Below are 19,812 nucleotides of genomic sequence, written 5' to 3' on the forward strand. Positions count from 1 at the left end.
AGGCTCGGAGGCGGGGCGCCGGGACCGCCCCGTGCGCGCCCCGGCCCACCGCGAACCCACCCGACCGCCCCTCAGGAGGCGCCATGAGCGACACCCCCGCCACCGCCCGGCCCGCCGACTTCTGGGAGGCCCGCTACCGCGACGCCGACCGCGTCTGGAGCGGGCGCCCCAACGCCCTGCTCGTACGGGAGGCGGCCGGCCTCGCGCCCGGCACCGCCCTCGACCTCGGGTGCGGGGAGGGCGCCGACGCCGTGTGGCTCGCCTCCCGCGGATGGCGCGTCACCGGCGTGGACATCTCGGCCACCGCCCTCGCGCGCGCCGCCCGGCACGCGGCCGAGGCCGGCGTGGCCGACCGGGTGACCTGGGAGCGCCACGAGCTGGGCCGGTCGTTCCCCGAGGGCGCCTTCGACCTCGTGAGCGCCCACTACCTCCAGTCGCCCGTCGAACTGGACCTGCGGGCGGTGCTGCGAAGCGCCGCCCGCGCCGTCGCCGTGGACGGGACCCTGCTGGTCGTCCTGCACGCCGGCTGGCCGTCCTGGCAGACCGAGCCGCCCTTCGCCTACGCGTTCCCGACGCTGGAGGGGGTCCTGGCCGACCTGGACCTGCCCGACGGCGGTTGGACGGTGGAGACGAGGGAGACGGTCCGCAGGCGGAGCCCCTCGCCCGACGGGGCCGACGGCTTCCGCGACGACCACGTGTGGCGCCTGCGGCGGATCCGGTAGGGAAGGGCCCGGCAGGAGGGGGCCGGCAGGGAAGGGCTCAGACGCCGCAGGCCGGCGCGGACCAGAACCGGCTGCCCCGGTGGTCGAGGTGGGTGTGGTCGTCGTGCCCCGGGTAGCCCGGGCCGAGGATGCCGTTGAAGCCGTGGTTGCGGGCCTGCCTGGCCAGGGTGCACAGGGAGTGCGGGCCCGCCCCGAGGTCGGCGGCGTCCCCGTACAGGTGGCGGCTGTCGCTCGCGCCGCCGACGGCGTCGTTGCAGGCGCGGGAGCGGAAGCCGCTGGTCACCGTGATCGGCTGGTCGCCCAGGGCGTGCCGCAGGGCCTCCAGCTTCCACATGGTGCGCAGGGCGTTGGCCTTGGCGGTCGCCGCGTCGACCGCGCCGCCCGACCAGGTGGTGTTGCAGTCGTTGAGCTCGCCGTACGAGAAGTGGACCGGGGTGCAGTCGTCGTCCTGGAGGGCGTAGAGCTTGCTGTAGGTGGCCGCACCCGCGATGCCGTCCGCGGTGAGCCCGTACGCCGACTGGAAGCGTTTGAGGGCAGCCGTGGTGGCCGGGCCGAACCGCCCGTCGACGGCCAGGACGGAACCGTAACCCGGGTAGCCGCCGAGCCGGATCTGGAGCTGGGTGACGTCGGCGCCCGAGGAGCCCTCGGACAGGGTGCGGCTCCAGGTGTAGCAGCCGTCGGCGTGCGCGGTGCCGGCGGTGGCGAGGACGCCCGCCGTGAATCCCGACACGATCATGAAAAAGGCCAGAATGGTCCTGGCGGCACGAGCGGCCATGTGGTCCCCCTGCGGTGAAAACGCGGCCCGATGATGTCGTGAACGTGTCAACCATGGGGTACGCGGTGGCTGTGGGCAAGGGCCGGGAGCGGCGGCGCGGCCGGACGGTGTGCCGCGGTGCCGCGCCCGCGGCGGTGCGGTGCCCGGCGCGGGCCGGATCCCCGTACTCCCGCACGGCCGGAAGCCGGCGCCGCGGCGCATCCTTCCGGGTGCCCGTGCGGACCGCGGAGAACTCTCCCCGCGCGTTCCCGCGCGTCCGGGCGGGCGACCGCTCACCGCAGGGCCGACTGGCGGGCGCCGCCCCGGGTACCCGCGTGTCCACCACCGGCGAGCGAGGGAGCGGTCATGGCTGTGCGGAAGGGGGCGTCGAAGGCGAAGGGCGGGAAGGACGGGAAGGACGAGAGAGGGGAGAGGGGCGGGAACGGCGGCGGGAAGGACGCCGTGCGGCTGCGGGAGACCGCCGCCGAGGTGTTCGGCTGGGACCACCTGCTGCCCGAACAGCTCCAGGCCATGGAGTCGGTCCTGGCGGGCCACGACACCCTCGTCGTCATGCCGACCGGGTCCGGAAAGTCCGCCGTCTACCAGGTCCCCGGCGTGCTGCTGTCCGGCCCGGTCGTGGTGGTCTCCCCACTGATCGCCCTCCAGCGCGACCAGATCGCCGGTCTGCCGGACGGCGACCGGGTGCCCGGCGCCGTCGCCGTCAACTCCGACCTCTCCGCGTCCCGGGCGCGGGACGCCTGGGACGCGGTGGCGCGGGGCGACGCCCGCTTCCTGTACCTGTCGCCGGAGCAACTGGCCAAGGACGACGTCGTGGAGCGGCTGGCCACCGCCCGGCCCGCCCTGTTCGTCGTCGACGAGGCCCAGTGCGTGTCCTCCTGGGGCCACGACTTCCGGCCCGACTACCTGCGCCTGGACCAGGCCGTACGGCGCGTGGGGCGGCCCCCGGTGCTCGCCCTGACCGCGACCGCCGCCCCGCCCGTGCGCAAGGAGATCACCGAACGGCTCGGCATGCGCCGGCCGCGGCTGACGGTGGCCGGTTTCAACCGGCCGAACATCCGGCTGGAGGTCCGCCGGTTCCTCGACGAGGACGAGCGGCGCCGCGCCGTGGTGGAACGGGCGGCGGCCGAAGCCAAGCCGGGCATCGTCTACGCCGCCACCCGCCGGGACACCGAGGAGTACGCCGGCGAGCTGGCCGCGCTCGGTCTGGCCGCCGAGGCCTACCACGCCGGGCTGCGCGCCACCGAACGCGCCCGTATCCACGACGCCTTCCTCGGTGGCGAGGCCGACGTCGTGGTGGCGACCTCGGCCTTCGGCATGGGCATCGACAAGGAGGACGTGCGGTTCGTGCTGCACGCCGCGCTGCCGGGCTCGCTGGACGCCTACTACCAGGAGATCGGCCGCTGCGGCCGGGACGGCCGCCCCGCGCTCGCGGTGCTGCACTACCGGTCCGAGGACACCGGCATGCAGACGTACTTCGCCGGCCGCGCCCCCGGCCACGACACCCTGTCCGAGGTCGCCGACGCCGTGCACGGCCACCGCGACGACCCCGCCGGGCTGGACCGGCTGCGCCGGGAGACCGGGCTGTCCCGCAACCGGGTCACCGCCGCGGTGAACCTCCTGGAGGAGGCCGGGACCGTCGCCACGGGGGAGGGGGGCGAGATCCGCCCGGAGGGCGGCACCCCGCCGGAGGAAGCGGCCGAACAGGCCGAGCGGGCGGCCGAGGCGCACCGGCGCACCGACCGCTCCCGGGTCGACATGGCCCGGGCGTACGCCGAGACCACCGGCTGCCGGCGGCGGTTCCTGCTCGGCTACTTCGGCGAGGAGTACCGGGCACCGTGCGGCGGCTGCGACGTGTGCGAGGCCCGGGAGGCCGAGGGGGCCGAAGGGGAGGGCGGCGGCGAGGAGGCGGAACGGCCCCGGCACCCCGCCGCGTCGGCCTTCCCGGTCGGGGCCCGGGTACGGCACGGGGAGTGGGGCGAGGGCTCGGTGCTGAGCGAGGACGGCGACCGCATCACCGTCCTGTTCGACCGGGCGGGCTACCGCACCCTGTCCCTGGAGGCGCTGTCCGGACGCGACGACCTGCTCGCGGTGGTGGAGGAGGCACCGGGGGAGGGGCCGCCGTCCGAGGGGTGAGCCGCCCGGCCCCTCCCGGGACGGCCGGCCCACTCGTTTCCGGCCGGGTCCCGGGGGAACCCCGAACCCCGCCAGCCCCTGCGACACCGACCGGAGGTGCGGAGATGACCGGCCACGACGATCACCGGGAACCCGGGGAGAACCGGTACGCCCGGGCCCGGGACAGCGACGAACCGGGCGCCCACTCGGGTTCCGAGAGCCAGGCGCGCGAGCGCACGGTGCCCGGCACCGCGAGCGCCAAGGAGGGATACCAGACGGAGCACGGCACGACGGCGGGCAATCCCCTGGAGGGTATCGAGACCAGGGAGCCCGAGGCCGTCCGCCCGGACGGCGCCGACGAGGGGCGGGAGACCCGGGGGAGCGGCCGGGACGAGGAGTCCGGCGGTTCCTGAAGCGGGACCGGCCGGGCCCGCCGCGCGCCTGAACGGAGCCGGGCCGCGCCGCACCGGTGCCCCCGACGGGGTGTACCGCGCCGCCGCCTCAGCCCTCCGCGGCGGCGGCCCTGCGGTGCCCGGCCCACGCCTGCTCGCGCAGTCCCGGCCGGAGCAGGACGTCCGCGGCGGTGCACGCCAGGGCCTGCGCCGCAGCGAGCAGCACTTCGCGGGCCCGTCCGGAGGCGGCGGCCGCCGCGAACTCGGGGGTGTGGTCGGACCCGTCCTCGCCCATGATCGCGACGAACGGGTGGACGGCGGGCACCCGCGCGCTGACGTTGCCGATGTCCGACGAGCCCAGGTACACCCCGGGCGCGGGCGGCGTCAGCGCGATCCCGGAGTGCGCCAGGTGCTCGGCGAACCGGTCGGACAGGACACCGCTGTCCCGGAAGTGGTCGTAGCGGACCGTCGCCCGCTCCACCTCGGCACGGGTGCCCGTGGCCCGCGCGACGCCCTCCGCGGCCTCGCGCAGTCGCCCGATCAGCTCGTCCAGGGCGCCCGTGGTGGCCGCGCGCAGCCCGAACCGCCCTTCCGCGTACTCCGGGACGATGTTGGTCGCCGTGCCGCCGTGCGTGACGATGCCCTGCACGTGCGAGGCCGCCGGCAGGCGCCGCCCCAGCACGGCGACCACGTTGAACAGCTCGATCAGCGCCGCCAGCGCGTCGACGCCCTCGGCCGGGTTGCCCGTGGGGTGGGCGGCGCGCCCGTGGAACCCCACCCGGTACTGCACCTGCGCGGTCAGCGGCGCCCTCCGCCAGCCGTACACCCCCGGGTGGAACATCAGCGCCGCGTCCACATCGTCGAACACCCCGGCGTCCGCTTCGACGGCCTTCCCGCCGCCGCCCTCCTCGGCGGGCGTGCCCACGGCCGCCACGCATCCGGCGGTGCCGCCCAGCACGGCGTGCAGCGCGAGCGCCGCGCCCAGTCCCGCCGCCGCGACGAGATTGTGGCCGCAGGCGTGGCCGAGGCCGGGCAGGGCGTCATACTCCAGTAGCAGCGCGACGGCGGGACGCCCCCGGCCCGAGCGCGCGGCGAACGCGGTCGGCAGGCCCGCGATGCCGCGCTCCACCGCGAAACCGGCGCGTTCCAGCTCGCCGGTGAGCAGGGCCGCCGCCCGGTGTTCGGCGAAGGCGTACTCGGGATCGGCGTGCAGCCGCAGGGCGACGTCCCACAGCGGGCCGGCCCGGTCGGTCACGGCCCGGCGGACGTCCCGGTGGACCTCGTCGAGCGTGCGGGTCACGCGGCCTCCTCGGTGTCGGGTGCGTGTCGTCGTACCGGCACCGGGTTCCACCGCCCGGACGGTGCGACACCCCCCGGGTTTCGACGGTCGCGCAGCGTCAACACGGTCGGTGTCCCCGAAGGAGACCACCGGCGGCCGGGGACGGGCCCGCCCGGGATGGGGCGGCAGACGCCGGGACGCGAGACGGGAGGAACGATGGATCATTCGCGGGTGCCCGTGCTGGAGGCACTGCAGGAGTTCCGGCGCCGGGGGGACGTGGCCTACGGCCCGCCCGGGCACAAGCAGGGGCGCGGGGTCGATCCGCGGGTGGCCGACATCGTCGGGCTCGACGTGTTCCGCTCCGACGTGCTGTCCCTCAACGGGCTGGACGACCGCCGCCAGTCGCAGGGCGTGCTCAGCCAGGCCCAGGACCTGATGGCGGACGCGGTCGGCGCCGACCGGGCGTTCTTCTCCACGTGCGGCAGCTCCCTGTCGGTCAAGACCGCCATGCTGGCCGTGGCCGGGCCCGGCGAGAAGCTGCTGCTGTCCCGCAACGCCCACAAGTCCGTCATCGCGGCCGTCGTCGTCAACGGCGTCGAACCGATCTGGGTCCACCCGAAGTTCGACGGCGAGCGGCACCTGGCCCACCCGCCGGAACCCGACGACGTGCGCCGCCGCCTCCAGGAGCACCCGGACGCCAAGGGCATGCTGCTGATCACGCCCACCGACTGGGGGACCTGCGCGGACGTCGAGGGGGTGGCCCGGGTCTGCCACGAGTTCGACGTGCCCCTCATCGTGGACGAGGCGTGGGGCGCCCACCTGCCCTTCCACCCCGCCCTGCCCGCCTGGGGCATGAACGCCGGAGCCGACCTGGTGGTGACCAGCGTCCACAAGATGGGCGGCGCGATCGAGCAGAGTTCCGTCTTCCACCTCCAGTACGACCGGGTGTCGCCGGAGGCGCTCAAGCAGCGCGAGGACCTGCTGGGCACGACGAGCGCCTCGTCCCTGGTGTACGCCACGCTCGACGGCTGGCGCCGGCAGATGGTGGAGCACGGCCACGAGCTCCTCGACGACGCGCTGCACCGCGCGGAGCGGATCCGGGCGACGGCGGCGGACATCCCGGGGCTCGCCCCCATGGGCCAGGAGGTCGTCGACGCCGGTCTCGCCGCCGCCTTCGACCCACTGAAGATCGTGATCGACGTACGGGAGCTCGGGATCAGCGGCATGCAGGCGGCCGAGTGGCTGCGGGCGAGCCGGCACGTGGACGTCGGCGGCTCCGACACCTGCCGCATCAGCGCCTCGATCACCCACGCCGACGACGACGAGACGGAGAAGATCCTCGTGGACGCCCTGCGCGCGCTCGCCGACGAGGCCGGATCCCTCGAACGCCGCCCGCCCGTACGGCTGCCGCAGCCGCCGGTCCTGGAGCTGGAACAGGCCATGCTGCCGCGCGAGGCGTTCTTCGCGCCGGTCGAGCACGTGCCCGCCGAGCGCGCCGCCGGCCGGATCGCCGCCGAGATGATCAGCCCCTACCCGCCCGGCGTACCGGTGGTGGCCCCCGGGGAGGTCATCACCGACGAGGTCCTCGACTACCTGCGCAGCGGCGTCGACCACGGCGTCCTGATCCCCGACGCGGCCGATCCCTCGGTCCGGACGCTGCGCGTGGTGGCGCGCAGTTGACGTCCGTTCGTCTTCGGATTCCGTCAAGTCCCGGTCATCGGCCGGGACTTGACGCTTGTTTGGAGTTCAATCACCGCATCACGCAGTATTTGTCCCTTTTGCTGAAATTTTTCCTACATTAGTTTTTCGGGCTGGTTGGACATGTTTTCGGATGTGATGGAGACTTGGGAAGCGAAGGCAATGGGCAAACAGAGGGAGATGGTCATATGCCTTCCATCGACAAGCTGACCGAGGAAGTCATCGACCTTGAAGCGGAACTCGACCCGGTAGAGCCCGAAGGCATCTACCGCGACAGTCGGCAGAACGCCGCGCTGGCCCTGTTCGGCGGCGCGTTCAAGCTTCTGCTGTCGCCGCCCACCCCCCGTCCGAAGAAGGGCTGACCGGATCGGCAGGAGCAACCGAATGGAACAGTCAGGCACTTCGTCCCTCTTGCAGGGCGCGGTGCAGGATCTGGCTACCGGCGTGGCCTCCGCCCTTCGGGGCGGGGGCCACCGCCGGATGACCGGTGACCCACTGGTGGCGGGGGCCGCGGAGAGCGTCGCGGTCGCAGCCGTGCGGGTACTGGGAGCCGACCTGATGCTGCCGCACCTGCTCTTCCACACCCCGCCCGCCCCCGAGGACCTCGCCGCGTTCCGCAAGGCCGTCGGGTCCTACCCGCCCCGGGTCGGCGTCGCCCCCACCGTCCAGTGGAGCCACTGGGCCATGCGGCGCACACTGCGGCGGCTCACCGCTTCCCCCGGCGACCCGGCCGCCGGCACCGGGGACGCGGAACCCGAGGCCGGCTGGCTCGACGACGCCACCTGGCAGACCCTGACGCACCAATTGTCGGTGCTGGCCCCCCTCGCCGTGCCCGGCGAGGAGTGCGCCGTGGTCCGCGCGGCCCGGCGCCGGCCGGTCGACGTCGCCCGGGGCTTCGTCCGGGCGGTACGCCGCAGGGACTGGAGGCAGGCGGCCGGCGCGGGCCGCTGGCTGGCACTGCTCGACGGAGTGCCCGACACGCTGGGCCTGGAGACCGGGCTGGACTTCGTGGAGCTGATGGGCGGCAGCGATCCGCGGGTCGTGCTCCAAGTGCGGGCGGCCCGGTTGATGCGGACCGAAGCGCTCGTGGGACGGCCGTGAACGCCGGGGAGATCCGCGAGGTGGCGGAAGGGGCGCTCGCCTGGGTGTCCGCGCACCGTGACCACTTCGCGCTGGGTGACGACGCGCTCGCCGCCGACGGGGAGGTGGACCGCACCTGGAAACCGCTGGGCGAACTCGCCCAGGTGTGCGCCACGGTGACGCGGCGCACCCCGCCGGCGGACCCGCTCCACACCCGCGCGTCCGACCTGCTGGCGTTCGCCTGGCGACAGACCGGGCAGGGCGAGCTGTTCCTCCGGATGCAGCACGAGGAGCCCTTCGCCACCTACCCCCTGGAGGTGTACGCGGCCTTCGCCGCGGCGGGCCTGCGCCACCCCGGCTACGAGGCGTCCGCCGCCAAGGTGGCCCGTACCCGCAGCTGGCGGCTCACCGAGCAGGACCCCACCCGACGGCTGGGCGTGCTCGCCGCCGAGCGGCGCGGTCACCTCGACGGACATCCGCCCGCCGCGCAGGCCGAGCACGCCCTGCGCAGGACATGGCTGGGCGGACTGCCCGAACCATGGACCTTCGAAGTCCCCTCCGGATACGCGCTCACCCACGTGGTCTTCCACCTCACCGACTGGGGCCGCGCCGACCGGGGCGTACCACCGGACCTCGCGGCCTATCTGACGCAGTGGCTGCCACCCTGGCTCGACACCTGCGGGGAGGCCCGGATGTGGGACCTGACCTGCGAACTGCTCGCCGTGGCGGCGAGCGTGCCGGGCCCGGCCGCAGCGACCGGGTCCCGGGACGTACGGGAGGCGTGGCGCCGGATCGCGGCGGCCCAGGACGGTACGGGCGGGCTCCCCGAGGTGGGCGGAGCCGGGCCGGGCCGGGTCGGCACGTCCGGCGGCGACACCGCGGCGGACCCCGGGGAGGACTTCACCTTCACCTACCACTCCACCCTGATGGCCGCCTTCGCCGCGACCTTGACCATCGGGCACCCCGGCACGCCCCGGACGGGCGGTGTCCGGCCGGACGCCCTCGACGGCCGCGTCCGGCGCCCGGCGCCGGCCCGGTACCCGCACGGCGGACAAGGAGCGCTCGGATGACCGACACGCGTCTGATGCACACCGTCGGGGCCCGCGCCATGGAATGGCTGTGGGCCCACCGCGACGGCTTCCGGCTGGAACCCGACGTGGACCCCGAAATAGGGTTCCTGGAGCGTTTCAAACCGGTGGGTGAACTGGCCCTGATATGCAAGGTGCTGCTTCGCGAGGGCGTGGCCGGGGCGCGCCAGGCCCAGCTGGCCCGGCAACTGGTCGACCACGTCTGGCGGGAGACGCTGGACGGCGGCCGCATGCTGGTGCGCGGACAGCGGACGGAACCCCTCTCGCCCATCCCGGCCGAGGTGTACCTGCCCTACAAGGAGCTCGGCTACAGCCAGCCCGAGGTGGAGCGGGCCACTGCCCTCAACCACCGCCTCGCCAGCTGGCACTTCTTCGACGCGACACCGACCCGGCGGCTCGGACTCTCCGCGTTCCAGCGCCGTTTCGGCCTGCGCCCCGTGCAACCGCCCGAGGCCGAGGCGTTGACCCCGACCTGGCTGGAGCACACGCCGGAGCCGTGGACGGTGGAGGGCCGCATCGGGTACGACATCACCCACACGGTCTTCCACCTCACCGACTGGGGGGAGAACCCGGACGGGCTGCCGCCCCGCCTCGCCGACTACCTCGCCACCTGGCTGCCGGCCTGGCTCGACGACTGGCTGGACCTGCAGCGGTGGGACCTGCTCGGCGAACTCCTCGTCGTCGACGCCTGCCTGCCCCGCCCCACCTTCGACGAGCGGGCCTGGGAGGGTTTCGCCGCCGCCCAGCAGCCCGACGGCGCCGTGCCCGCCATCCGGACGATGCCCGACGGCGACCCCGACGAGGTGTTCGACATCGTCTACCACCCGACGCTGGTCGCCGCCTTCGCCTCGGCGCTGTCCACCTCCCGCGCCTTCAGTGAACTGGCGCGCGCCGCCTCATGACGGCCCGCCCCGCCCTCTGGCCGGGCGATCCGCCCGACGATGACGACGGCACCGGCTCCGCCCCGCGGCCGGACGCGGACGACGAGACGCACCTGCGGGAGCGGCTCGCCACCGTCGCCGACGCCGCCGACGCCCCCGACGTCGTCCTCGCCCTCTCCCGGCACGGCCGCCGCATCGTCCACAGCGGCGGCACCGCTCCGCCCCCCGAGGTCCCCAGACCGGACCTGCGCTACGAGATCGGCTCGGCCGGCAAGACGTTCACCGGGCTGCTGCTGGCCCAGCTGATCCGGCGCGGCGTGCTCACCGGGGGCGAGCCGGCCGCCGCCTGCCTGGACCCCGGCCGGCCCGCCGGCCCGGACCCGGTGACGCTCGCCCACCTCGTCACCCACACCGCCGGACTGCCCGCCCTGCCGCGCGACTTCCTCCCCCGGACCCTGTCCGCCTGGCGCACCAACCCCTACGCCCGCTACCCGGCCGACCGGGTCACCGAGGCCTTCCTGCGCCACCGCCCCCGCCACCGCCCCGGCACGCGCTGGCGCTACTCCAACTTCGGCGTCGCCGTGCTCGGCCACGCCGTCGCGGCGGTCACCGCCACCCCCTGGGAGGACCTGCTCACCGCGCACGTCCTGCGCCCGCTCGGCCTCGGCGGCACCGCCCTGGCCGCCGCGGACCCCGGGACCGACGCGACCGGTCACCGCAAGGACGGCCGCGGGGCCGTCCCGGCCTTCGACGCGGGGGGCTTCCAGGCGGCGGGAGCCGTCCGGGCCACCCCACTGGACCTGCTCGGCTTCCTCGAAGCGCACCTGCGCCCGTCCGGCTCGCCCCTGGCCGGTGCCCTGCGGGCGGTGCGCACCCCCGTGATCCGGCGCGGACCGGGGCACCGGCACGTGCACACGGTGGCGTGGTTCCGCCACCCCGCCGACGGCGGGCCGATGTACTTCCACTCCGGTGCCACGCTGGGACAGCAGGCGTTCCTGGGCTTCAGGCCCGGCACCGGCACGGCCCTGGCCGCGGTGTGCACCCGCCGGGTCCGCGGCGGCGCCCGCGACCCGTTCCTGTCCGGCGCCTACGCCCTGCTCGCCGAGGGGTGACCGAGGGGGGACCGGCGCCCGGCCCCCGGTGGTGCGGGAACGCCGCCCCCACACCACCGGACGGCGCCTACAGCCGCTGCCACAGGGCGGGCGTGCCGTCGGGCGCCCACGCGTCCTGCGCCTGGTGGTCCTGCAGGCACTGGTAGCGCGCGCCGCGGTGCGTCACGGTGGTTCCGGCCCCGTAGACCCGGCCCGTCGCCCACGCGTCGGCCGCCGCGCTGTCGTGCGGAGCGGACGGCGCGGCGGCCGACGCGGTCACCAGGGTGAGGCCGAAGTCGCCGAGCAGCGGATTGACGGGCTGGTAGTACGTGGTGCCGCCGTTCGTGCAGTCACCGGAGCCGCCGGAGGTGACGCCCTGCGCCTGGACGCCGGTGACGAACGGGCCGCCGGAGTCGCCGGGTTCGGCGCACACCGTGGTCTCCGTCAGCCCGTCGACGGTGCCCTGCGCGTAGCTGACGCTCGTGTCGTGCTGCTCGATGGTGCCGCAGCGCCAGCCGGTGGTGGAGCCCGAGCGGCAGACCGACGCCCCGACGAGCGCCTGGACCGAGCCGGCGACCTGCACCTTCCGGTCCCCTTCCACCTTGACGTCCGGCGTGGCGGTCCAGGCGCTGCTGACGCCGACCCAGGCCATGTCCTTGCCGGGGAAGACGGAGCCCTGGAACGTGCCCTGGGCCACCCGGTTGTAGCCGGTCGTCCTCGCGCCGGGCCTGCCGCAGTGGCCGGCCGTGGCGAAGCCCTGCTGCTGGTCCTTGGTGACGGAGAAGCCGACGGAGCAGCGGGCCTTGTCGTCGATGTAGTAGGGGTCACCGCCGACGATGTCGTCCAGCACCCGCGGCCGGTCCGCCGACACCCGGACGCCCACGTCCCCGTCCTTCAGGCCGGCGGCCCGCACGAACGCCGCCGCGGCCGGCTCGTCCACCGCTTGGACGACGACCCGGTTGGCCCGCACGTCGATGTACCAGACCGGTGTGTCGGGGGTCTGGACGCGCCGGGCGGTGGAGTCCAGCCGCGCCTTGACGGCCCGTAGCCCGCTCAGCCCCCGGTCGACGACCGCCGCCTTCGCGCCCTGCGCCTCGATGACGGGCACGTCCGCGGCGTCGGTGGTGGCGACGGTGAGCTCGGCGGAGGTCGCGCCGCTCACCCAGGCACCGGCGAAGTGCTCGCCCAGCGTGTTGCGCAGCAGACCCGCGCGGGTGCCCGCCTCCGCCTCGTTGACCAGCCGGGCGGCGGCCTGCCGCGGTGTCAGCTTCAGGTCGCGCTGCAGCGCGTGCAGCAGCTGTGCGGGGGCCCGGTCGGCGCCGAGCGTCCGGGCGGCGCCGGGCAGGGGGCCCGGCGCGGGCGGCGGCGCGGCGGACGCGGCGGCGGGGGCGGCGGTCAGGACGAGGGCGCCGAGGGCGGTGAGGGCGGCGGTGCGGCGCCGGCCCGTGACATGTCTGCCGACCATGCGAAGCAGCTCCTTCTCATGAGGGTGGGACTGCGGCGAAGTCCTAGTGGCCTTGCCGCAAAGGCCCGGGCCGATGCTCGCGACGGCCGCCTTTCGCGCTTTGGGGGACGCCGGGGGTGCCATGTGCAGTACGCCGCTCACGCGGGCTTCAGACCGGGGGCGCCCGCCTCGGTGACGAAGGACGCGGCCGTGGTGACGGGGGCACCGGGCGTGGTGACGGCGGACACCGTCCGGAAGTCGATCCGGGCCGCCTCCCGGTCGAATTCCACCCGCACGTAGCCGCGCTTGCCGTTGTAGAACTTCAGATGCGGGTTGGCCCTCATGTATGTGTCCCAGTTGGCGGGTTTCTCCACGCCGTCCTTGCCGCTGGCCACGGAGGTGGAGGTGACCTCCGTGCCGAGGGTCCTCGACTGCGGGTCGTCGAAGTCCTCCTTGATGTCGAAGGCGTAGGCCACGTGCACGTCACCGGTGAGGACCATCCAGTTGTCGACGCCGGCCGCCTTCGCCCCGGCGACGATCCGGTCGCGTGAGGCCCGGTAGCCGTCCCAGGCGTCCATGGACACGCCGGCGTCGGCGGCCACGCCGAACTTGCGCTGCGAGAAGCACACCTGCTGCGGCATCACGTTCCACAGCGCGTCCGAGGCCCGCCAGCCCTCGATCAGCCAGCGCTCCTGCGCGTCCCCGGTCATGGTGCGCGCGGGATCGTCCGACTCCGGTCCCGGCGCGTGCGGCCGGTCGCCGTAGGCCTGGTCGGAGCGGTACTGGCGGGTGTCGAGGACGTCGAACTGGGCGAGCGTGCCCCAGTGGAGGCGGCGGTACAGCTGCGCGTCGGGCCCCTGGGGCAGCTGCGCGGCGCGCAGCGGCTGGTTCTCCCAGTACGCGCGGTAGGCGGCGGCCCGGCGCACGAGGAACTCCTGGGGCGGGACCCCGTTCTCGGGGACGCTGCCGGCGTAGTTGTTCTCGGTCTCGTGGTCGTCCCAGGCGACGACGAACGGGTGCGCGGCGTGGGCGGCCCTCAGATCGGGATCGCTCTTGTAGAGGGAATAGCGCAGCCGGTAGTCCGCGAGGGTCATCGTCTCGCGGTTGAACACGTCCGGGAGCGTGCGGCCGGTGTACCGGCGCTCGCCGCCGACGGAGTTGACGGCGTACTCGTACAGGTAGTCGCCGAGGTGGAAGACGACGTCGACGTCGTCCTCGGCGAGGTGCCGCAGGGGCGTGTAGTAACCGTCCTGGTAGGCCTGACAGGCGACGGCGGCCAGGCGGAGCGCCGGGGTGCCGTCGCCCGCCCCGGGCGCGGTGCGGGTGCGGCCCGCCGGGCTGATCCAGGACCCGGTGCGGAAGCGGTAGTGGTAGCGGGTGCCCGGCTTCAGTCCCTTGACGTCGACGTGCACGCTGTGGGCGTACTCCGGGTGGGCCTCGGCGGTGCCCCGCCGGGCGACGAGGGCGAAGCGCTCGTCCTCGGCCACCTCCCACTCCACGGCGACGCGCTGCTCGCCCAGCCCGCCGTCCGCCTCGAACGGCTCGGGGGCCAGCCGCGTCCACAGCACCACGGAGTCGGGCAGGGGGTCGCCCGAGGCGACGCCGAGGGTGAACGGGTCCTTGCTGACCCGGGCCGCCTCGAGCCGGGGGGTGGCGACGGCGCCCCGGGCCGGCAGGTTGGTGGTGAAGGCGAGCGCGGCGGTCGCCGCGGTGACGGTGAGGAAGCGCCGGCGCCCGAGGTGCCGGGCGGCCGCGCGCAGGACGGCGTCGTGCGGGGAGAAGGCGTGCTCGGCCAGTGCTCTGTGACGGCCCGTGGGCGCCATCTGGTGTCCTCTCGTACGGGGCAGGACGCGGATCAGGCATGTTAAGCAGACAAAATGCGTAAATCTGTCAGGGCGTGCGGAGCGGTCACACAGGAGGCGGTACGGGCGCGGGAACCCGCCGGGGTCCGTCCCGGGCCGCGTGTGGGCGTCGCCCTCGAAGGGCACCCGGTCCGCAAGGGGCGAAGGAGCAGGCGAGGACGGGGGAGAGAGGACGGTCGCGGGACCGATGGCCAGGACACGGCGCTACGAGGTGGCGGCCTCCCGCCGCTGGTGGGACGAGGAGGACGGGCGCTGGCTGCCCGCCGGGGAGGTGCACGCCTGGGAGCAGGGCATGAACCAGACCGTGTGCGGCCTGGCGCTGCACCGCTCGCAGCTGTCCCGCTTCCCCGCCGTCCCCTGGGCCGAGATCCTGCCGGAGACGGGCGGCGCCGCCGACGCCGTCCAGCGGGTCTGCCCGCGCTGCGCCGCCGCCGCGGGCCGCCGCGACCCGAACGCCCGCCGGTCCTGGCGGCGCACCAACCCCCGGCCGTGAGGGGCGGGCCCGGCGATCGGGTCCCCCCGCCGGCCCCGCCGCCCCCGCCGCCCCGCACCGCGTCCACGCCGCCCAGGTCACCGGATCACCCCTTCGGGACGATCCCCCGGGCCGACCGCGCTCACTCCGCCGCCGGCGCACGGCCCCTGCCGGGGCCGGGGGACCCGTGATGGGATGGGTGACCCCGTGCGCGCACCGGACACCGCCCCGGCGTCCGGTGTGCCCGACACCCCGACGGAGGACACGCGTGACGAGCTCCACCCCGCCGGTCACCCTCGACGACGTCCGCGACGCCGCCGCCCGCCTGAAGGGCGTCGCCCACCGCACCCCCGTCCTGCGCTCCCGGACCCTGGACGCGATCGCCGGCACCGAGGCCCTCCTCAAGTGCGAGAACTTCCAGCGCGTCGGCGCCTTCAAGTTCCGCGGCGCCTACCACGCGGTCTCCCGCCTCACGCCCGGACAGCTCACCCGGGGCGTCGTCGCCTACTCCTCCGGCAACCACGCCCAGGCCGTCGCGCTCGCCGCCCGCGAGCTCGGCACCACCGCGGTGATCGTCATGCCCGAGGACGCCCCGCGGTCCAAGCGGGACGCCGCCGTCGCCTACGGCGCCGAGATCGTCACCTACGACCGCTACACCGGCGACCGCGAGGCCATCGGCGAGGCCTTGGCCGCCGAACGGGGCCTGGCCCTGATCCCGCCCTACGAACACCCCCACGTCATCGCCGGCCAGGGCACCGCGGCGCTCGAACTGGTCGAGGAGGTGGGGGAGGTGGACGCGCTGATCGCACCCGTCGGCGGCGGTGGGCTGATCGCCGGAAGCGCCACCGCGGTCAAGGGACTGCGCCCGGCGACCCGGGTGATCGGCGTCGAGCCCGAGGCCGGCGACGACACCAGGCGGTCCCTGGAGGCGGGCCGGCGCGTCGCCGTCGAGGTCCCGCACACCATCGCCGACGGCCAGGCCCTGCCCATCCCCGGGGAACTGACCTTCTCCCTCAACCGGCGGCTGCTCGACGAGGTCGTCCTCGTCTCCGACGACGAGATCCGGCAGGCGATGAGGTTCGCGTTCGAACGGCTGAAGATCGTCCTCGAACCCAGTGGCGCCACCCCGCTGGCCGCTCTGCTCACCGGCCGTGCGGGCCGCCTCCCGCGCCGCGTCGGCGTGATCCTCTCCGGCGGCAACATCGACGCCGGACGCTTCGCCCGGCTGTGCGGCACCGGCGGCTGACACCGCCGGGTGTCACCCGAATGGCGGTCCCGGCTTGACAGACGGACGATGAAGTGACGGAGCCGGCCCCGCCGATGCCGGCCGTGGAGGACGCCGTGGCGGACGGAGACCGGCCCCGGCCGCAGACGGACGCGGCCGGAAAACCGGGAAACCGGGGAACCGGAGAAACCGGGAAAATCCGGGAAAAGGAGGAGCGTCATGTTCGAGGTCAAGACGCTCGACAAGCCGGACGAGCGGCGCGATTTCCCTCGAGGCCATCTCGAAGCCGTCCACCTGACGGGGCTCGACTTCGCCGTGGCCACGTTCGAGCCCGGCTGGCGCTGGTCGGAGTCGGTCGGACCGATCGCGGGCACCGACAGCTGCCGGATCCACCACAACGGCTATGTCGTCCAGGGACGGATGCGCATCCGCATGGACGACGGCGCCGAGGGCGAGGTGGGCCCGGGCGACGTCTTCGTGTGCGCGCCCGGGCACGACGCCTGGGTCGTGGGCGACGAGCAGTGCATCGTCTACGACTTCGCGGGCGCCATGGCCCAGGAGTACGCGAAGGCCGAGTAGCGGCACGGCCCCGGAAGCCCCCCGGGGCCGGACACACCGTTTCCGTACGCGGCGGTGTGCGGCCCGGGCGCCGCGCACCGCCGCCACCCGTGCCCGGACCGCGACGGGGCCGCTCCGCGTGGTCGGCGGCGCGTCAGGTCACCAGCACGACCTCCAGCGTCCGCGGCCCGTGCACCCCCTCCACCCGGTCCAGCTCGATGTCGCTGGTCGCCGACGGGCCGGAGATCCAGGTCAGCGGGCGTGCCGGGTCGAGGCGTTCCAGGGCCCGGGGCACGGAGGGGACGACCTGGTCCGGGACGCGCACCACGCAGACGTGGTGGTCCGGGATCAGCGTGATCCGGCGGCGGCCCTGGTCCGGTCCGCCGTCCAGCACGATCGTGCCGGTCTCGGCGATCGCCACCGCGCATCCGGTGATCACGCTGTCGACCCGGTCGAGCTCGTGCGGGGTGGACGCGGCCCGGTCGGGGACGCGGGTCGCGTCCACCGCCCGCAGCCAGGACGGCGGCAGCCCCGCGGGGACGAGCACGCTGCGCGAGCCGCGCTCGGCCACGAGCCGCGCGAGCAGGTCCGGCAGCTCCCCGCCCGCGCAGCGGTGCACGACCGCCCGGTAGTCCGCCAGGTTCTCGGCGAGCAGGTCCACCGTCTCCTCGGCGCTCCGCTCCCCGTGCTCGCGCAGGTAGTCGCGCACGACCGCCCGCTCGTACCGGGGGTCCCTCCCGGGCCGTCCGGGCACGGGGGGAGTGTCGTCGCGCGGGACGTCGGCGAGGGCACGCCGTACCCGGCCCCGGATCCTCTCCCTGCTGTTCACTTGAGGCCGTCCTTCCCGCCGCGCGTGCGCTGCCACCAGTCGCGGAACGGCTCCGCGGGAACCGCCGGGAGGTCCCGGCTGCCGGTCCAGGCCCGGCCCGGGCCGGGCAGTGTCCGCGGGTGGAAGCGGCGGGTGCGCGACGCCAGCCGCTGGCCCGCGCGCAGCACTCCCGGACGCGTGAACGCCCACTGCGCCGCCCGCATCGCGGCCCGCTCGGCGGCGTGCCCCTTGGCCGGTTTGAGGACGACCTTGTCGCCCCGCCGCACCGCCGCCCCGCCCCGCACCACCCGCTCCCGCAGGTGCACCAGCACCTCCGGGATGTCGATGGCGACCGGGCACACCTCGTAGCAGGCGCCGCACAGCGAGGACGCGTAGGGGAGGGAGGCGTCGATCTCGCTTCCCGTGCCCCGCAGTTGCGGGCTGAGGATGGCGCCGATGGGGCCCGGGTAGACCGAGCCGTAGGCGTGGCCGCCGGCCCGCTCGTACACCGGGCACACGTTCAGGCAGGCCGAGCAGCGGATGCAGCGCAGCGCCTGGCGGCCGACCTCGTCGGCGAGGGTGTCGGTGCGGCCGTTGTCGAGGAGGACCAGGTGGAAGGCCCGCGGTCCGTCCTCGTCCGTGGTCCCGGTCCACATCGACGTGTACGGGTTCATCCGCTCGGCCGTGGAGGAACGGGGCAGGGTCTGGAGGAACACCTCCAGGTCCCGCCAGGTGGGCACGATCTTCTCGATGCCGACGACGGAGATCAGCGTCTCGGGCAGGGTCAGGCACATCCGCCCGTTGCCCTCGGACTCGACGACCACCAGCGTGCCGGTCTCGGCGACGACGAAGTTCGCGCCGGAGATGCCGACCTTGGCGCGCAGGAACTTCTCCCGCAGGTGCAGCCGCGCCGCCTCCGCCAGTTCGGCGGGCGTGTCGGTGAGGCCCTCCGGTGCCGGGCGGCCCCACTGGCCCATCTCGCGGGCGAAGATGTCCCGGATCTCCCCGCGGTTGCGGTGGATGGCGGGCACGAGGATGTGCGAGGGCCGGTCCCGGCCCAGCTGCACGATCAGCTCGGCCAGATCGGTCTCGTAGGCGCGGATGCCCTCGGCCTCGAGGGCCTCGTTGAGGCCGATCTCCTGCGTGGCCATCGACTTGACCTTGACGACCTCGGACTCGCCGGTCTCCTTGACCAGGCGGGTCACGATCCGGTTGGCCTCGTCGGCGTCGGCGGCCCAGTGCACGGTGCCGCCCGCCGCCGTCACCGCCTCCTCCACCCGCACCAGGTAGCGGTCCAGGTGCCGCAGCGTGTGGTCCTTGATCTGCCTGCCGGCCTCGCGCAGCGCCGCCCAGTCGGAGACCTCCGCGACGGCCTTGGCCCGCTTGGCGCGGATGGTGTGCGTGGCGTGGCGCAGATTGCCGCGCAGGGTCCGGTCGTGCACGGCGGTGCGCGCCGCCCGCGGAAAGGCCGGCATCCCCAGATACGTGCCGCTCATACGGCCGCCCCCTCCCCTTCCTCCGTGCTCGCCAGGATCTCCGCGATGTGCACCGGCCGCATGCCCACCCGCAGCCGGGACATCGTCCCGCCGAGGTGCATCAGGCAGGAGTTGTCCGCCGCGCACAGGACCTCGGCGCCCGTCGACTGCGCGTTGCGCACCTTGTCCGTCCCCATCGCCGCCGACACGTCGGCGTTCTTCACCGCGAAGGTGCCGCCGAACCCGCAGCACTCCTCGGCACCCGGCAGCTCGACCAGCTCCAGCCCCCGTACGGCCCGCAGCAGCCTCAGCGGCCGCTCGCCCAGGCCCAGGGAGCGCAGCCCGTGGCAGGTCGGGTGGTACGTCACCGTGTGCGGGTAGTACGCCCCGACGTCCGTCACCCCCATCACGTCCACCAGGAACTCCGTCAGCTCGTACGTCTTCGGCACCACCGGCGCCACGGTGGCCGCGAGCGCGTTCCCGCGGCCCTCGGCCCGCGCCCGCTCGCCCATGCGGGGATACAGCTCCCGCACCATCGCCCCGCACGACCCCGACGGCGTCACGATCGCCTCGTACCCCCCGAACACCTCGGCGAAGTGCCGCGCCAGCGGTTCCGCCTCGCGCCGGTACCCGGTGTTGTAGTGGGCCTGCCCGCAGCAGGTCTGGGCCGCGGGGAAGTCCACCTCGACGCCCAGCCGGGTCAGCAGCCTCACCACCGCGCGGCCGGTGTCCGGATAGAGCGTGTCGTTGACGCAGGTCAGGAACAGGGCGACACGCATCGCGGCTCCTCGTGGATCGATCATCGGACGTTCGCAGGGTAGTCGGCGGGCCGGGACCGGGACAGGGCCCG

The 19,812-nt window shown here is 74.8% G+C and carries 19 protein-coding genes; 12 read left to right on the top strand and 7 right to left on the bottom strand.

The window, feature by feature from the left end; genetic code table 11:
* The first annotated feature begins 83 nt into the window (after nt 1–83).
* Complete coding sequence (locus tag ACSU6Z_RS27060) at nt 84–722, top strand: class I SAM-dependent methyltransferase (RefSeq protein ID WP_437049529.1); 639 nt, start codon at nt 84–86, stop codon at nt 720–722.
* Between the two features lie 37 nt (nt 723–759).
* Here the strand turns inward: ACSU6Z_RS27060 and ACSU6Z_RS27065 are convergent, their stop codons facing one another.
* Nucleotides 760–1,497: a D-Ala-D-Ala carboxypeptidase family metallohydrolase gene (locus ACSU6Z_RS27065; RefSeq protein ID WP_437049531.1), complete on the bottom strand. Its 738-nt coding sequence runs from the start codon at nt 1,495–1,497 to the stop codon at nt 760–762.
* A 345-nt stretch (nt 1,498–1,842) separates the two neighbouring features.
* Here ACSU6Z_RS27065 and ACSU6Z_RS27070 point away from each other — a divergent pair, with 345 nt between their 5' ends.
* Both ACSU6Z_RS27070 and ACSU6Z_RS27075 read left to right on the top strand, forming a co-directional pair.
* Nucleotides 1,843–3,630 carry a RecQ family ATP-dependent DNA helicase gene (locus ACSU6Z_RS27070; RefSeq protein ID WP_437049533.1) on the top strand — a complete coding sequence of 596 codons (1,788 nt, stop codon included), beginning with the start codon at nt 1,843–1,845 and terminating at the stop codon, nt 3,628–3,630.
* Nucleotides 3,631–3,734: 104 nt separating this feature from the next.
* Complete coding sequence (locus tag ACSU6Z_RS27075) at nt 3,735–4,022, top strand: hypothetical protein (RefSeq protein ID WP_437049534.1); 288 nt, start codon at nt 3,735–3,737, stop codon at nt 4,020–4,022.
* An 88-nt stretch (nt 4,023–4,110) separates the two neighbouring features.
* Here the strand turns inward: ACSU6Z_RS27075 and ACSU6Z_RS27080 are convergent, their stop codons facing one another.
* The gene (locus ACSU6Z_RS27080) at nt 4,111–5,301 is read right to left on the bottom strand and encodes an amidohydrolase (protein ID WP_437049536.1); all 1,191 of its coding nucleotides are present in this window, start codon (nt 5,299–5,301) and stop codon (nt 4,111–4,113) included.
* Between the two features lie 195 nt (nt 5,302–5,496).
* On the opposite strand from ACSU6Z_RS27080, the gene ACSU6Z_RS27085 reads away from it, so the two are divergent.
* The 6 genes from ACSU6Z_RS27085 to ACSU6Z_RS27110 all read left to right on the top strand — a co-directional run bounded on the left by ACSU6Z_RS27085 (nt 5,497) and on the right by ACSU6Z_RS27110 (nt 11,139).
* The gene (locus ACSU6Z_RS27085; protein ID WP_437049537.1) at nt 5,497–6,960 is read left to right on the top strand and encodes an aminotransferase class I/II-fold pyridoxal phosphate-dependent enzyme; all 1,464 of its coding nucleotides are present in this window, start codon (nt 5,497–5,499) and stop codon (nt 6,958–6,960) included.
* Nucleotides 6,961–7,166: 206 nt separating this feature from the next.
* Nucleotides 7,167–7,340 carry a hypothetical protein gene (locus ACSU6Z_RS27090; protein ID WP_437049539.1) on the top strand — a complete coding sequence of 58 codons (174 nt, stop codon included), beginning with the start codon at nt 7,167–7,169 and terminating at the stop codon, nt 7,338–7,340.
* Nucleotides 7,341–7,362: 22 nt separating this feature from the next.
* Complete coding sequence (locus ACSU6Z_RS27095; protein WP_437049540.1) at nt 7,363–8,079, top strand: hypothetical protein; 717 nt, start codon at nt 7,363–7,365, stop codon at nt 8,077–8,079.
* The gene (locus ACSU6Z_RS27100) at nt 8,076–9,128 is read left to right on the top strand and encodes a DUF6895 family protein (protein WP_437049542.1); all 1,053 of its coding nucleotides are present in this window, start codon (nt 8,076–8,078) and stop codon (nt 9,126–9,128) included. Before ACSU6Z_RS27095 ends, ACSU6Z_RS27100 begins: the two co-directional genes overlap by 4 nt.
* On the top strand, nt 9,125–10,048 hold the full coding sequence (locus ACSU6Z_RS27105) for a DUF6895 family protein (protein WP_437049543.1): 924 nt from the start codon (nt 9,125–9,127) through the stop codon (nt 10,046–10,048). The genes ACSU6Z_RS27100 and ACSU6Z_RS27105 overlap by 4 nt, the downstream gene beginning before the upstream one ends.
* A complete protein-coding gene (locus ACSU6Z_RS27110) occupies nt 10,045–11,139 on the top strand; it encodes a serine hydrolase domain-containing protein (protein WP_437049545.1) in 1,095 nt (364 codons plus the stop codon). Before ACSU6Z_RS27105 ends, ACSU6Z_RS27110 begins: the two co-directional genes overlap by 4 nt.
* 67 nt (nt 11,140–11,206) lie before the next feature.
* Here the strand turns inward: ACSU6Z_RS27110 and ACSU6Z_RS27115 are convergent, their stop codons facing one another.
* Both ACSU6Z_RS27115 and ACSU6Z_RS27120 read right to left on the bottom strand, forming a co-directional pair.
* Nucleotides 11,207–12,583 carry an alpha-lytic protease prodomain-containing protein gene (locus tag ACSU6Z_RS27115; protein WP_437049546.1) on the bottom strand — a complete coding sequence of 459 codons (1,377 nt, stop codon included), beginning with the start codon at nt 12,581–12,583 and terminating at the stop codon, nt 11,207–11,209.
* A gap of 137 nt (nt 12,584–12,720) precedes the next feature.
* Complete coding sequence (locus tag ACSU6Z_RS27120; RefSeq protein ID WP_437049548.1) at nt 12,721–14,385, bottom strand: alkaline phosphatase D family protein; 1,665 nt, start codon at nt 14,383–14,385, stop codon at nt 12,721–12,723.
* A gap of 226 nt (nt 14,386–14,611) precedes the next feature.
* Between ACSU6Z_RS27120 and ACSU6Z_RS27125 the strand changes: the two genes are divergently transcribed.
* The 3 genes from ACSU6Z_RS27125 (at nt 14,612) to ACSU6Z_RS27135 (ending at nt 16,700) form a co-directional block, all read left to right on the top strand.
* Nucleotides 14,612–14,917 carry a hypothetical protein gene (locus tag ACSU6Z_RS27125; RefSeq protein WP_437049550.1) on the top strand — a complete coding sequence of 102 codons (306 nt, stop codon included), beginning with the start codon at nt 14,612–14,614 and terminating at the stop codon, nt 14,915–14,917.
* 247 nt (nt 14,918–15,164) lie between these two features.
* Nucleotides 15,165–16,142 carry a pyridoxal-phosphate dependent enzyme gene (locus ACSU6Z_RS27130; RefSeq protein ID WP_437049552.1) on the top strand — a complete coding sequence of 326 codons (978 nt, stop codon included), beginning with the start codon at nt 15,165–15,167 and terminating at the stop codon, nt 16,140–16,142.
* Nucleotides 16,143–16,340: 198 nt separating this feature from the next.
* Nucleotides 16,341–16,700 (top strand): cupin domain-containing protein, encoded by a 360-nt coding sequence (locus ACSU6Z_RS27135; protein WP_437013829.1) that lies wholly within the window; start codon nt 16,341–16,343, stop codon nt 16,698–16,700.
* 133 nt (nt 16,701–16,833) lie between these two features.
* Here the strand turns inward: ACSU6Z_RS27135 and ACSU6Z_RS27140 are convergent, their stop codons facing one another.
* The 3 genes from ACSU6Z_RS27140 to ACSU6Z_RS27150 are packed head-to-tail and all read right to left on the bottom strand — an operon-like array spanning nt 16,834 to nt 19,741.
* Entirely contained in the window at nt 16,834–17,508 is a 675-nt protein-coding gene (locus ACSU6Z_RS27140) for a LutC/YkgG family protein (protein WP_437049553.1), read from the bottom strand.
* A complete protein-coding gene (locus ACSU6Z_RS27145; protein ID WP_437049555.1) occupies nt 17,505–18,983 on the bottom strand; it encodes a LutB/LldF family L-lactate oxidation iron-sulfur protein in 1,479 nt (492 codons plus the stop codon). The genes ACSU6Z_RS27140 and ACSU6Z_RS27145 overlap by 4 nt, the downstream gene beginning before the upstream one ends.
* Entirely contained in the window at nt 18,980–19,741 is a 762-nt protein-coding gene (locus tag ACSU6Z_RS27150; RefSeq protein WP_437049556.1) for a (Fe-S)-binding protein, read from the bottom strand. The genes ACSU6Z_RS27145 and ACSU6Z_RS27150 overlap by 4 nt, the downstream gene beginning before the upstream one ends.
* Between the last annotated feature and the right edge of the window lie 71 nt (nt 19,742–19,812).

This window comes from Streptomyces sp. enrichment culture (assembly GCF_964273145.1).
GTDB lineage: Bacteria > Actinomycetota > Actinomycetes > Streptomycetales > Streptomycetaceae > Streptomyces.

Coding starts and splice junctions, on each gene's coding strand:
- ACSU6Z_RS27060 (WP_437049529.1), top strand. CDS start 84: ATGAGCGACACCCCCGCCACCGCCCGGCCCGCCGACTTCTGGGAGGCC.
- ACSU6Z_RS27065 (WP_437049531.1), bottom strand. CDS start 1,497: ATGGCCGCTCGTGCCGCCAGGACCATTCTGGCCTTTTTCATGATCGTG.
- ACSU6Z_RS27070 (WP_437049533.1), top strand. CDS start 1,843: ATGGCTGTGCGGAAGGGGGCGTCGAAGGCGAAGGGCGGGAAGGACGGG.
- ACSU6Z_RS27075 (WP_437049534.1), top strand. CDS start 3,735: ATGACCGGCCACGACGATCACCGGGAACCCGGGGAGAACCGGTACGCC.
- ACSU6Z_RS27085 (WP_437049537.1), top strand. CDS start 5,497: ATGGATCATTCGCGGGTGCCCGTGCTGGAGGCACTGCAGGAGTTCCGG.
- ACSU6Z_RS27090 (WP_437049539.1), top strand. CDS start 7,167: ATGCCTTCCATCGACAAGCTGACCGAGGAAGTCATCGACCTTGAAGCG.
- ACSU6Z_RS27095 (WP_437049540.1), top strand. CDS start 7,363: ATGGAACAGTCAGGCACTTCGTCCCTCTTGCAGGGCGCGGTGCAGGAT.
- ACSU6Z_RS27105 (WP_437049543.1), top strand. CDS start 9,125: ATGACCGACACGCGTCTGATGCACACCGTCGGGGCCCGCGCCATGGAA.
- ACSU6Z_RS27110 (WP_437049545.1), top strand. CDS start 10,045: ATGACGGCCCGCCCCGCCCTCTGGCCGGGCGATCCGCCCGACGATGAC.
- ACSU6Z_RS27115 (WP_437049546.1), bottom strand. CDS start 12,583: ATGGTCGGCAGACATGTCACGGGCCGGCGCCGCACCGCCGCCCTCACC.
- ACSU6Z_RS27120 (WP_437049548.1), bottom strand. CDS start 14,385: ATGGCGCCCACGGGCCGTCACAGAGCACTGGCCGAGCACGCCTTCTCC.
- ACSU6Z_RS27125 (WP_437049550.1), top strand. CDS start 14,612: ATGGCCAGGACACGGCGCTACGAGGTGGCGGCCTCCCGCCGCTGGTGG.
- ACSU6Z_RS27135 (WP_437013829.1), top strand. CDS start 16,341: ATGTTCGAGGTCAAGACGCTCGACAAGCCGGACGAGCGGCGCGATTTC.
- ACSU6Z_RS27145 (WP_437049555.1), bottom strand. CDS start 18,983: ATGAGCGGCACGTATCTGGGGATGCCGGCCTTTCCGCGGGCGGCGCGC.
- ACSU6Z_RS27150 (WP_437049556.1), bottom strand. CDS start 19,741: ATGCGTGTCGCCCTGTTCCTGACCTGCGTCAACGACACGCTCTATCCG.